Raw genomic sequence first — 12,196 nt, forward strand, 5'->3', positions numbered from 1 at the left:
AAAGACGTAGCTTTTTCCGGCTGTTAATGTGTAGTCATCGCACTTCGCTGAACTGCGAATCCAGGCATGTCAACTAATTGAGAGAGAGAACATGATGAAGAAGAAAATCCTGTTTGCAATGATCGCTTCCGTTACCGCACTGACCGGCATGAGCGCCGCGCACGCCGAAGGCGCCTATGTGGGTGCTGGCGTCACGGGCAACCGTTATAACTTCGATATTCCTGGCGCCACCAGCGCTGATAACCACAGCGGCTACAAGGCAGGCGCCAAGATCTTCGCCGGTTACGATTTCGATAAGACCTGGGCGGTCGAGGGCGGCTATGCCGATTTCGGCAGCAAGGATTACAGCTATGTCACCGGTGCCGGCAACGGTTCCGTGAAAAGCGACTCGCACGGCTACTACCTGGCCGGCAAGGCCACCATGCCGGTGACCGACAAGGTCGGCGTGTTCGGCAAGCTCGGGGTGGCCAAGGTCAAGAATAGCTTGAGCGGCACGGGCCTGTCGACCGGCATCAGCGGCAACGACAAGACGGGCGTGTACGCTTCCGTCGGTGCCCAGTACGCGATCAACGAGAAAGTCTCGCTGACGGCGGAAGTGGAACACTTCGGCAAGAGCGCCGACCAGGGCCGCAAGGCTACGGGCCTCGCTTTAGGCGCACGCTACAACTTCTAATGGTTTAGAAGTTTGCTGAAAAAAAAGGCAGTTACCGCGAGGTAACTGCCTTTTTGCATGATCCGACGTGAAACTTACGTCGTCAGCGGCTTGTAGCGGATACGCTTCGGCTTGGCGCCTTCTTCACCCAGGCGTTTCTTCTTGTCGGCTTCATATTCCTGATAGTTGCCGTCAAAGAAGGTGACTTGCGAATTACCTTCGAACGCCAGGATGTGCGTGGCGATACGGTCGAGGAACCAGCGATCATGCGAAATGACCATGACGCTTCCGGCAAATTCCAGCAAGGCATCTTCCAGCGCGCGCAAGGTTTCCACGTCCAGATCGTTCGACGGTTCATCGAGCAGGAGGACGTTGCCGCCCATCAGCAGGGTTTTGGCCAGGTGCAGACGTCCCCGTTCACCGCCGGACAGGTTGCCGACCATTTTCTGCTGGTCCGAACCCTTGAAGTTGAAGCGGCCCAGGTAGGCGCGCGACGGCATTTCGAAGCGGCCCACGGTCAGCATGTCGGCGCCGCCGGACACGTCTTCAAAGACGGACTTGTTGTCGGCCAGCGAATCGCGGTTCTGGTCGACGATGGACACGCGCGCCGTCTGGCCGATGGCCACTTCGCCGCTGTCCGGCTGTTCCTTGCCTGTAATCATCTTGAACAAGGTCGACTTACCGGCGCCGTTGGGGCCGATGATGCCGACGATGGCGCCTGGCGGCACGGTGAAGCTCAGGTTGTCGATCAGCAAACGGTCGCCGAACGCTTTCGACACGTTCTTGAACTCGATGACGTCATTGCCCAGGCGTTCGGCCACGGGAATGAAGATCTCCTGCGTTTCGTTGCGTTTCTGGTATTCGTGCTCGGACAGCTCGTTGAAGCGGGCCAGGCGGGCTTTCGACTTGGCCTGGCGCGCTTTCGGGTTTTGGCGCGACCATTCCAATTCCTTCTGCAGCGCCTTCTGGCGTGCCGATTCCGTCGATTCCTCCTGCTTCAGGCGGGCTTGCTTCTGCTCCAGCCAGGTCGAGTAATTGCCTTTCCATGGAATGCCGCTGCCGCGGTCCAGCTCCAGGATCCACTCGGCCGCGTTGTCGAGGAAGTAGCGGTCATGGGTGATGGCCACCACGGTGCCAGGGAAGCGCAACAGGAATTGTTCCAGCCAGTCCACCGATTCCGCATCCAGATGGTTGGTCGGCTCGTCGAGCAGCAGCATGTCGGGCTTGGACAGCAACAGCTTGCACAGCGCCACGCGGCGCTTTTCACCGCCGGACAGCACGCCGACCTTGGCGTCCCATGGCGGCAGGCGCAGCGCGTCGGCGGCCATTTCCAGCTGCAAATTCAAATTGCCGCCGTCCGACGTCGAGATGATCGCTTCCAGGCGTGCCTGTTCCGTGGCCAGGGCGTCGAAATCGGCGTCTTCCTCGGCATACGCGGCGTACACGGCTTCCAGCTTGGCTTGCGCTTCAAACACTTCGCCCAGGCCCGATTCGACTTCCTGGCGCACGGTTTTTTCCGGATCCAGTTGCGGTTCCTGCGGCAGGTAGCCGATGTTCAGGCCCGGCATCGGCACGGCTTCGCCCTGGATGTCGGTGTCGATGCCTGCCATGATTTTCAGCAGGGTCGATTTGCCGGAACCGTTCAGGCCCAGCACGCCGATCTTCGCGCCTGGGAAGAAGGAGAGGGAAATATCTTTCAGAATCTGGCGCTTGGGCGGGACGATTTTGCCCACGCGATTCATGGTGTAGACGTAATTTGCCATTAGAAATCTCGGGTGATATACAAAGACGGACAGGATACGGTAAACGCCCGCTTCCGGCCAGCGCTGCGCGCTGCGAAAACGGACGCCTGGGGCAAGTCTAGGCGCTGGCGCGTGCCTTGCGGGTTGTCCACAGCCCTTCGGCCGCGTACAGGGCGAGCGCCGTCCAGATGACGAGGAAGCCCAGCATGCGCTCGGGCGTGAACGACTCGTGGAAGATCCACACGCCGATCAGCAGCTGGCCCGTGGGGGCGATGTATTGCAGTAAGCCCAGCACGGCCAGCGGCAGGCGGCGCGCGCCGGCGGCAAACAGCAGCAGGGGAATGGCCGTGATGGGGCCGGACGCCAGCAGCAGGGCGCGCGTGGCGGACGAGTCAGTATTGACGAAGCCGCTCTGGCCATGCCAGGCCAGCCACAGCATGTAGGCCAGCGCCAGGGGAAACAAAATCAATGTTTCGAATGACAGGCCTTCCAGCGCGCCGAGCGCGGCCGTCTTGCGCAGCAAGCCATAGCCGCCGAAGCTGGCCGCCAGCAGCAGGGCGATCCACGGCACTTGCCCCGCCTGCCAAGTCAGCCAGGCCACGCCGCAGGCGGCCAGGCCGATGGCCAGCCACTGCAGGCGGCGCAAGCGCTCGTGCAGCAGCAAAAAGCCCAGCATGACATTGATCAGGGGCGTTATAAAGTAGCCGAGGCTGGCGTCGACCACGTGGCCGTTGTTGACGGCCCAGATATAGATGAACCAGTTAGCGGACAGCAAAAACGCACTGGCGACGAAGCTGGCCACGACCTTCGGCTGCGCTCTCAGGCTGCCTAGCCAGCGCCACTGGCGGCGCACGGTCAGCACGATGCCCAGGAACAACAGTGACCAGACCATGCGGTGCGCCAGGATTTCCTGCGGCGCGATTTCATCGATGGCATGGAAATACAGGGGGAACAGGCCCCAGCACAGGAAGGCGAGGGAGGCGTACAACATGCCTGGATTCATGATGGTCTTCGCTGGAGAGTAGACAGTCTGTCATTATGGCTGAAAACATCTGGGGCTGCCCGGCGCCGCTGACGAGGCGTAGAATGGCAACAAATTAATGGCCGCAAGCCCGCGCAGCAAGGCGGAGCGGCACAAAACCACGACTTTGGGGCAGCTGCAGAACCATGCAAAAATACTCTTGCTATTTGCTAATACCTATCATATTGTGCGATGCAACAAAACAAAAACGGGTGCAATCTTGACGTCGGAACACAAAAAAAGCAGCCTGGTCGGCTTGACACTGGCTGCCGTCGGCATCGTTTACGGCGATATTGGCACCAGTCCGCTGTATACCCTGAAGACGGTCTTCGACCCTGCCCACGGCCTGGCGGTCACGCATAACAACCTGCTTGGCATCGTCTCGCTGATCTTCTGGGGCCTGACCCTGATCGTCTCGCTCAAGTACGTGACCCTGGTGCTGCGTGCCGACAACCGCGGCGAGGGCGGCATCATGGCCCTGATGGCACTGGTGCTGTCATCCGTCAGCAAGTCGTCGCGCTGGCATGTGCCGCTGATGGTGATCGGTGTCTTTGGCGCCACCCTGTTCTATGGCGACAGCGTGATCACGCCCGCCATTTCCGTGCTGTCGGCCATCGAAGGCCTGGAAGTGGCCACGCCCGCCTTCAGCCCGTATGTGGTGTGGCTGACGATCGCCGTCCTGGTGGCGCTGTATTCGGTGCAGTCGCATGGTACGGCTGGCATCGGCCGCTTCTTCGCGCCCATCATGCTGATATGGTTTGTCGCGCTCGCCTGCATGGGCGTGGTCAATATCATCAAGTCGCCAGCCATCCTGGCCGCCGTCAATCCCCTGCACGCGGTGGCTTTCCTGCTGGACAATGGCCGCATCGCCTTCCTGTCGCTGGGCGCCGTAGTGCTGGCACTGACGGGCGCCGAGGCGCTGTACGCCGACATGGGCCACTTCGGCAAGAAGCCGATCCGCATGGCCTGGTTCCTGATCGCCTTTCCTGCGCTGGCGCTGAACTACCTGGGCCAGGGCGGGCTGCTGCTGGCGCACCCGGAAGCCATTTCCAATCCGTTCTACCAGCAGCTGGGCGCCTGGAGCGTGTACCCGCTGGTGATTTTGTCGACCATGGCCACCGTGATCGCCTCGCAGGCAACCATTTCCGGCACCTTCTCGATGACCAAGCAAGCCATCGCGCTGGGCTTTTTGCCGCGCATGCGCGTGCGCCACACGTCGGAAAGCGAAATCGGCCAGATCTACATCCCCGCCGTCAACTGGCTGCAGCTGGCCGTCGTGCTGATGGCCGTGGTCGGTTTCGGTTCGTCTGAAAAGCTGGCCGCTGCCTACGGCATCGCCGTCACGGCCACCATGCTGGCGACCACGATCCTGACCTTCTTCGTCATCCGCTACCGCTGGAAGATGAATTTGCTGCTGTGCTGGGCTGCCACGGGCTTCTTCCTGATCATCGATGTGAACTTGTTCGCAGCCAGCTCCCTGAAGCTGTTCCACGGCGGCTGGTTCCCGCTGCTGCTGGGCGCCATCCTGTTCACCATCATGCTGACCTGGAAACGGGGCCGCCAGCTGGTGTTCCAGAACCTGGAAAAACACGCGATCCCGCTCAACGAATTCCTTTCGTCGCTATTCATTGCGCCGCCGCTGCGCGTGCCCGGCACGGCCATCTTCCTGCGCGGCGAGACGGATGGCGTGCCGCATGCGCTGTTGCATAACTTGCTGCACAACAAGGTGCTGCATGAGCGTGTCATTTTCCTCACCGTCTTCATGCATGAAGAGCCGTGGGTGGCGCCGTCCGAGCAGGTGCGCGTGGTGGACCTGGGCCACCAGTGTTTCCAGGTGAACGTGCATTACGGCTTCAAGGATGAACCGGACATTCCGGAGGCCCTGGCCCGCTGCGCGGATCAGGGGCTCGATTTCGAAATGATGGAAACGTCGTTCTTCATCGCGCGCCAGACCATCATCTCGACGCCGGGTGCCGGCATGATGCCGTGGCGCGAGCACCTGTTCGTCACCATGTCGCGCAATGCACGCACGGCGGCCGATTACTATCAGATCCCGAGCAACCGGGTGATCGAACTGGGCACGCAAGTGGAAATCTGAACAATGTGATAATTGTGTCAATGTTGCATTGGCGCATAAATTTAAGGGCTTGCTTACGTCTGCTTACAAATAGGGCGGGCGACTCCTGTTAAACTGCAGCCCGTACCGGTCCACACCGTACGGGCCTCAGTCACACACCAATTTTTAAAGGGAAACGATGAAATCGGTATTTCAATTGATCGCCACGCTCGCTTGCGCCGTGGCCCTGACCGCCTGCGGTGCTGCTGCCAACACCGAGAAGCCAGTCGTGCTCGACCCGAATACGCAAGTGAAAGAACTGGTCATTACCAATCCGGTGGTCGGCACCGGCACGGCAGCGGCAGCTGGCGATACCCTGACCGTGCTTTACACGGGCTGGCTGTATGACGCAAGCAAGCCGGACAACAAGGGCGCGCAGTTCGATGCGACCCAGGCGGGCACCGGATTTACCTTCCCTCTGGGTATCGGCCGGGTCATCCTGGGCTGGGACCGCGGCCTTGTCGGCATGCAGGTCGGTGGCACGCGCGTGCTGGCTATTCCGTATGACCTGGGCTATGGCAAGGTGGGTAGCCTGCCGAAGATTCCTGGCTACGCCGGCTTGCTGTTTGAAATTAAGCTTGTCGCCGTGACAAAAAAATAAGCACGTGCAGGGCGCATGGACAAAGGGCGATTCCACGGAATCGCCCTTTTTTGCTTAGGCGGCCCGTTTACGCCTCAGGCGGGGCTAGTTCCTGGAAGTAATACGTAGCGCCGCCCAGATCGGCTGGTGCATCATATTGCAGCACCTGCGTGCGGCGCAGCGCCACGGGGACGCTGAAGGCGGGACCGTCGTAGACGAAGGTGTGAAATTCGCCGTTCTCGCCGCAGGCGTCGACGCCAGGCGGCAGGTCGGCGAGGAAAGACGCGTCGAACTCGCGCCCACAAAATTCGCGTGGCAGATGCCGGCCATTGATGCAGACGACGATGGCCTTGAAGCCGGCGGCGAGAAATTCGTCGACCAGCGCGCGCCGTGCTTCGCCCCACAAGGGCAGGTGTGCCTTCAGGCCGGCCGCGGCACAGACTTTTTCTTCCCATTCGCGGTGCGGCTGCAGGTCGATGTCGCCAAACAGGGCGTGGTCTATGCCCTCGTCCTTCGCCGCGCGCAGCATGGCGATGAATTTCTCCTCGTAGCTGGCCCAGCTGGCGTGATAGCGCTGCAGGCGCGCCCCCAGGCTGGCCGCCTGCGCTTCGAGCAGCTCCGGCGGCACGCCGTGCGAGCGCGATTTGCGGCCATCTTCATCCATGGCCGTGATCAGCAGCGGCACGCGCATGCCGGCGTTGCGGGCGCGCCACAGGGCCAGGCAGGAATCCTTGCCGCCGCTCCAGGAAATGAGGGCCGTCGTCATGCTGCCGCTCCCGGCTGTGCCGCGCGCAGCATGTCGATGTGCTGTATGCCATCTTCGTCGTAGGGGGCGCTGACGATAACAAAACCGAACGACTGGTAGAAGCGCTCCAGGTACTGCTGCGCACCGATGCGAATGGCGTGGCCAGGGTGCTGGCGTTCGGCGCGCGAGATGCCCTCAAGCAGCAGCTGCTTGCCGGCGCCCGTGGTGCGCGCTTCGGGCGCCGTCAGCACGCGGCCCAGCGACATTTCCACGTATTTGGCGCCAGGCGCCAGTACGCGCAGATACGCGGCCAGCCGGCGCTGGCCATTGACCGTTTGCCAGCCCAGCAAGTGCATGGCTTGCTGGTCATGGCCATCGAGGTCCGGGTAAATACATTGTTGTTCGATGACGAACACGCGCTGGCGCAAGGCCAGCACCTGGTACAAATCGTGGGGGCCGAGTTCGTCGAACGTGTTCCATTGCCAGCTGATCATGGGTCATCCTTGATTGAGAGTGGCCATGATTTTACCGGCTTCACGCGGCCGGCGCGGGATAGCGCTGCGCATACCACTGCTTCAGGTGCTCGATGCAGCGCGTCACGCGGGGCGCCACCAGCTGGCGCGACGGGTAGATGGCAAACAGTGCCAGGCTGGGGCGCTCGACGTCGGGGAACAGCTCGACCAGGGCGCCGCTGGCCAGCTCCTCGCGGCAGATAAAGGTGGGCAGGATGCCGATGCCCAGGCCGCGCAGGATCAGGCTGCGCATGAACAGCGTGTTGTTGGTGCGTACCCAGTTCGGCACTTCGATATCGCTGTGCGGCCCCGCATGGCGCAGCGGCCAGCGGCTGCCGAACAGGGCGTGGCTGTAGATGAAGCAGCGCTGGCGCGTCAGGTCCGTGGGTTCCAGCAGGGGGCCGTGGCGTGCCAGGTAGGCGGGCGCGCAGCAGATGTGCAGGCGGTAATCGTGGATATGGCGCGCCACATAGCTCGAATCGGTGAGCGCCGTGGTCACGCGAAAGCCCAGGTCGTAGTTGGCGGCCGCCAGGTCCACGTATTCGTCCTTCAGGTCCACGTCCAGGCGCAAGGCAGGCCACTCGGCCATGAAATCGGCCAGCCCCTCGGCCAGTTCGCCCACGCCCAGAGATAATGGCGCATTGATGCGCAAGCGGCCCGTCACGTGCGCCGTGGAGTGGGCCACCATGTCCTCGGCCTGCGCCAGTTCGTCGAGCAGCTTGCGGCAGTGCTCAAGGAAGGCGGCGCCCGTTTCCGTCAGGGCCAGCTGGCGCGTGGTGCGCGTCATCAGGCGCCCGCCCAGTTCCTGCTCCAGCTGGCCGATGCGCCGGCTCACATACGAGGCCGACAGATCCAGTTCGTCGGCCGCGCGGCGAAAGCTGCCCAGCTCGGCCACGCGGCGAAACAGTTGCATCGCCTGTAATTTATCCATGTTATTCCTATTCGGCGTTTCTATTCAGTCGTATTGCGCATCAGTGCTATGCATTATTCATCATTTTTTTGTATTTTGATTCGGAATATGCTGGTGACCTCTCTACAGAAAGGCCACACCATGAAAAAATTACTGATCAGCAGTCTGTTGCTGGCGACCTTTTCCACTGCCCAGGCGGCCGAGGTGCTCGTCGTGCTGTCGGACGCGAATCACCTTGAGCTGCGCGATGGCAAGGTCTTTTCGACGGGCTTTTACCTGAATGAACTGATGCAGCCCGTGAAAAAGCTGCTCGATGCGGGCCACACGGTGACGTTCGCCACGCCGCAGGGCCAGGCGCCGACCCTGGACGCCAGCTCGGATACGGCCGCCTACTTTGGCGGCGACACGGCCGCCCACGCGGCGCACAAGACCTTGCTGGACCAGCTGGCGCTGACCGTGCCGGGCCGCTCGCCCGTGATCAGCCTGAAACGGGTGGCGCAGATCGGCTATGGCCACTACGCAGCCGTGCTGGTGCCGGGCGGCCACGCGCCCATGCAGGATCTGTTGAAGGATGCCAGTCTGGGCGCCTTGCTGCGCCAGTTCCACGCGGACGGCAAGCCGACGGCGCTGCTGTGCCACGGTCCCATCGCCTTGCTGTCGGCCTTGCCGCAGGCGGCGGTATTTGCGGCCGCGCTGGAAGCGGGCCGGACGCCGCCCACGCCGGCGGACTGGATTTACAGCGGCTACCGCATGACGGTGATCAGCAACCAGGAAGAGGCGGCGGCGCAGGGCGCGCTCGGCGGCGGGACGATGAAGTTCTATCCGCAGTCGGGCTTGCAAGCGGCGGGCGCGCGGTATGTGCAGAACCAGGCGCCGTGGACCAGCAACGTGGTGGCCGACCGCGAATTGATCACGGGACAGAATCCGGCCTCGGCGCCAGCGCTGGCAGACAAGCTGCTGCAGGCGCTGCGCTAAGGCGAAAATCCCCGGCGGCGCCTGGGGGCGCGGCCGGGGATGTGCAGGGCGTGTTGCCTCTATTACACGATCGTCAGGGTGACGTCGATGTTGCCGCGCGTGGCGTTCGAGTAAGGGCACACGATGTGGGCGGCGGCGACCAGCGCTTCGGCGGCGGCGCGTTCCATGCCTGGCAGTGAAATTTTCAGTTCCACTTCGATGCCGAAGCCCGTGTCGATGGCGCCGATGCCGACGTTGCCTTCGATGGACAGGTCTGCCGGCAGGGCGATCTTGTCACGGCCGCCGACGAATTTCATTGCGCCGATGAAGCAGGCCGAGTAGCCAGCGGCGAACAGTTGTTCCGGATTGGTGCCCACGGCGCCATTGCCGCCCAGTTCTTTTGGCGTGGTCAGCTTGACGTCCAGCACATTGTCGGACGACACGGCACGGCCTTCGCGGCCTCCGGTGGCGGTAGCTTGTGCGCGGTACAGGACTTGTTTGATCGACATGATGGTTTCCTTTAGATAGATAAATAGGTGACTACTAAATAGTGTACTACTTGTTTCGTGGGCTGCTGCCCCAGGATGCCCGTCTGAAGAAGCGATTTACGGCGTCCATGCATGCAATATATATCGTGCACTATTTAATTGCAAGCGATTTTATTTTCGGGCGACGCCCATTTGTGCTTTATTTTCTTGCCTTTGTCGCCAGTATTGCCCTTCCATCGCATAATGGCCACCGTCCCCGGGGGCTATGGTTATGCTTGGCCCACTTCTATACCAAGGAAAAATCATGACCAGCCTCTTTTTTATTTTCCGCCTCACCCTGGCCACGATGCTCACCTACATCATCGCCACCTCCCTCCTGGTCGAGACCTTTCTGCGCCACATTTTCGGACACACGGAAAGCTTCTTTGTCATCGTCGGCGCGTTGCTGGCCAGCGCCGTCATCACGAATGCGTTTTCGCACGTGCGCCGCGTGCGCCTGATCGCCGACGCCGTCAACCCCGGCACCCTGTCGAGCCGCCAGCGGCGCCAGATCGAGATCCCGTTTGAGGCGGGCGAGGTGTTCGACATGATCGACGCGGCCATCCGCGAACTGCCGGGCAGCGAAGTGGTCGAAAGCGCGCGGGACAGCCTGCAGGTGCAGGCTCGCGTGCGCCGGGCGGCGCCTTACATGCACACGGGTTTGCCCCGCATGCGCCTGCTGGGATTCCTGGAGCCGCGGCCGAACCAGATCCTCGCCACCGTCACGCCGAATGGCGAGGCGGGCAGCGTGACCCTGATCTGCGAGCCGGCGCGCAATGCCTGGACCGACTGGTTCCTCGTCGACCATGGCAGCAACCTGGAAAACGCGGAAGCGGTGACGCGGGCGATGACGCGCCGGGTGGCGCAGCGTCGGCGCGGCGAGCAGGCCGAGGCGCGCCAGACGGTGACGGAAAAGGAGCTCACGGTGGCCAAACTGAGCCTGCTGCATGCGCAGGTCGAGCCGCACTTCCTGTACAACACCCTGGCCAGCGCGCAGCTGCTCACGCGCAGCGATCCCGTGCGCGCCGACGAGATGCTGGGTAACCTGATTTTGTATTTGCGCCACTCGCTGCCGCGCACGGAGCAAGCCATGTCGACCCTGGGCACGGAACTGGAACGGGCGCGCGCCTACCTCGATATTTTGAAAATCCGCATGGGCGCGCGCCTGAACCTGCAGATCGAGGTACCGCAATACCTGCGCCAGACGGAGCTGCCGCCGATGATGCTGCAAACCCTGGTGGAAAACGCCATCAAGCATGGCCTGGAGCCGAAAAGCGGCGGCGGCACCATCTGGATCATGGCACGCAGCGGCAACGGCACGGTGATCGTCACGGTGGCCGACGATGGCAAGGGTTTCAGCGACGACGGCGCCGGCACGGGCATCGGTTTGCGCAATGTGCGCGAACGCCTGCGCCTGACTTATGGTGCGGCCGCGTCGTTTTCCATCCTCGCCAATTTCCCCGATGGCGTGACGGCCACTATCACGGTGCCCGACAGCACGGCGCAAGGAGTCTCCTATGCATAAGCCTGAGATGACTTGCGTCATCGCCGAAGACGAAACCCTGTTGCGCGAGGCGCTCGTGGCCCTGCTGGCCGAAGAGTGGCCGGCACTGCGTATCGTCGCCGCCTGCGACGACGGCGGCACGGCGCTCGACGCCATCGCCACCCTGCGACCCGACGTCGCCTTCCTCGATATCCGCATGCCTGGCCTGACGGGGCTGGAAGTGGCAGCCGGCGCGCTCGATGCGAGTCCCACCACGCAGGTGGTGTTCGTCACCGCCTACGACCAGTACGCGATCGATGCCTTCGATAACGGCGCCGTCGATTATCTATTAAAACCCATAGCCCGCGAGCGCCTGCAAGCGACCTTGCAGCGCGTGCAGGCACGGGCCGGCAAGACCCAGGTGGATGACGGTGCGCTGGCCGGCTTGCTGCAGCAATTGAGCAGCGCCTTGCCGGCGGCCGCCAAGTCGCCGCCGCTGGTGTGGCTGACGGCTAGCAGCGGCAAGGATACGCGGCTGATCATGGTGGAAGACATCGTTTATTTTCAGTCCGACACCAAGTACACGGCCGTCATGACGGCGGACGGCGAGGCGCTGCTGCGCAAGCCGATCCGTGAACTGCTCGACGTGCTTGACCCGGCCATTTTCAAGCAGATCCACCGCTCCACCATCGTCAACATGAAGATGGTGGCATCCGTCACGCGCGACGAGGTGGGACGCGGCGCCTTGCGTCTGAAAACGCGGCCGGAAACCCTGGCCGTGAGCCAGCCGTTCATGGCATTGTTCCGCAATATGTAGCCGCTATTGCGCCGTTTTCAAAACCGTAGCGCACGGTTTTTCATACTTTCTTCGCCCATCGTTTATTATCATATTTATATTTAATTATGATAATATTAACGTGGCGGCATGCCGTCAGATGTGATTGGCACATCTAC

Annotated in this window: 12 protein-coding genes; 6 read left to right on the plus strand and 6 right to left on the minus strand. The window is 62.0% G+C overall.

Going from position 1 to position 12,196, the window contains the following annotated elements:
* Window positions 1-91 precede the first annotated feature (91 nt).
* Entirely contained in the window at window positions 92-673 is a 582-nt protein-coding gene (locus CLU92_RS20635) for a porin family protein (RefSeq protein ID WP_034752848.1), read from the plus strand.
* Between the two features lie 74 nt (window positions 674-747).
* Here the strand turns inward: CLU92_RS20635 and ettA are convergent, their stop codons facing one another.
* Window positions 748-2,415, minus strand: coding sequence for an energy-dependent translational throttle protein EttA (gene ettA / locus CLU92_RS20640; protein ID WP_034783756.1), 1,668 nt, complete (start codon window positions 2,413-2,415; stop codon window positions 748-750).
* A gap of 97 nt (window positions 2,416-2,512) precedes the next feature.
* Window positions 2,513-3,397 (minus strand): EamA family transporter RarD, encoded by an 885-nt coding sequence (rarD, locus tag CLU92_RS20645; protein WP_101483412.1) that lies wholly within the window; start codon window positions 3,395-3,397, stop codon window positions 2,513-2,515.
* A gap of 238 nt (window positions 3,398-3,635) precedes the next feature.
* Here rarD and CLU92_RS20650 point away from each other — a divergent pair, with 238 nt between their 5' ends.
* On the plus strand, window positions 3,636-5,513 hold the full coding sequence (locus tag CLU92_RS20650) for a potassium transporter Kup (RefSeq protein WP_101484802.1): 1,878 nt from the start codon (window positions 3,636-3,638) through the stop codon (window positions 5,511-5,513).
* Between the two features lie 157 nt (window positions 5,514-5,670).
* The gene (locus CLU92_RS20655; RefSeq protein WP_101483413.1) at window positions 5,671-6,132 is read left to right on the plus strand and encodes an FKBP-type peptidyl-prolyl cis-trans isomerase; all 462 of its coding nucleotides are present in this window, start codon (window positions 5,671-5,673) and stop codon (window positions 6,130-6,132) included.
* Between the two features lie 67 nt (window positions 6,133-6,199).
* Here the strand turns inward: CLU92_RS20655 and CLU92_RS20660 are convergent, their stop codons facing one another.
* Genes CLU92_RS20660 through CLU92_RS20670 form a run of 3 tightly spaced genes read right to left on the minus strand, consistent with a single transcriptional unit; the run spans window position 6,200 to window position 8,299 of the window.
* Window positions 6,200-6,877 carry a diphthine--ammonia ligase gene (locus CLU92_RS20660; protein WP_101483414.1) on the minus strand — a complete coding sequence of 226 codons (678 nt, stop codon included), beginning with the start codon at window positions 6,875-6,877 and terminating at the stop codon, window positions 6,200-6,202.
* On the minus strand, window positions 6,874-7,350 hold the full coding sequence (locus tag CLU92_RS20665; protein ID WP_101483415.1) for a GNAT family N-acetyltransferase: 477 nt from the start codon (window positions 7,348-7,350) through the stop codon (window positions 6,874-6,876). Before CLU92_RS20665 ends, CLU92_RS20660 begins: the two co-directional genes overlap by 4 nt.
* A gap of 40 nt (window positions 7,351-7,390) precedes the next feature.
* On the minus strand, window positions 7,391-8,299 hold the full coding sequence (locus tag CLU92_RS20670; protein WP_101483416.1) for a LysR family transcriptional regulator: 909 nt from the start codon (window positions 8,297-8,299) through the stop codon (window positions 7,391-7,393).
* A gap of 120 nt (window positions 8,300-8,419) precedes the next feature.
* Between CLU92_RS20670 and CLU92_RS20675 the strand changes: the two genes are divergently transcribed.
* Window positions 8,420-9,253, plus strand: a complete 834-nt coding sequence (locus tag CLU92_RS20675; RefSeq protein ID WP_101483417.1) for a type 1 glutamine amidotransferase domain-containing protein — start codon at window positions 8,420-8,422, stop codon at window positions 9,251-9,253.
* A gap of 62 nt (window positions 9,254-9,315) precedes the next feature.
* On the opposite strand, the gene CLU92_RS20680 is transcribed toward CLU92_RS20675, so the two are convergent.
* A complete protein-coding gene (locus CLU92_RS20680) occupies window positions 9,316-9,741 on the minus strand; it encodes an organic hydroperoxide resistance protein (RefSeq protein ID WP_035823589.1) in 426 nt (141 codons plus the stop codon).
* Between the two features lie 283 nt (window positions 9,742-10,024).
* Here CLU92_RS20680 and CLU92_RS20685 point away from each other — a divergent pair, with 283 nt between their 5' ends.
* Both CLU92_RS20685 and CLU92_RS20690 read left to right on the plus strand, forming a co-directional pair.
* A complete protein-coding gene (locus CLU92_RS20685; protein ID WP_101483418.1) occupies window positions 10,025-11,284 on the plus strand; it encodes a histidine kinase in 1,260 nt (419 codons plus the stop codon).
* Window positions 11,277-12,059, plus strand: a complete 783-nt coding sequence (locus CLU92_RS20690; RefSeq protein ID WP_101483419.1) for a LytTR family DNA-binding domain-containing protein — start codon at window positions 11,277-11,279, stop codon at window positions 12,057-12,059. Before CLU92_RS20685 ends, CLU92_RS20690 begins: the two co-directional genes overlap by 8 nt.
* The last annotated feature ends 137 nt before the right edge of the window (window positions 12,060-12,196 follow it).

This window comes from Janthinobacterium sp. 61, from assembly GCF_002846335.1.
Taxonomy (GTDB): domain Bacteria; phylum Pseudomonadota; class Gammaproteobacteria; order Burkholderiales; family Burkholderiaceae_D; genus Janthinobacterium.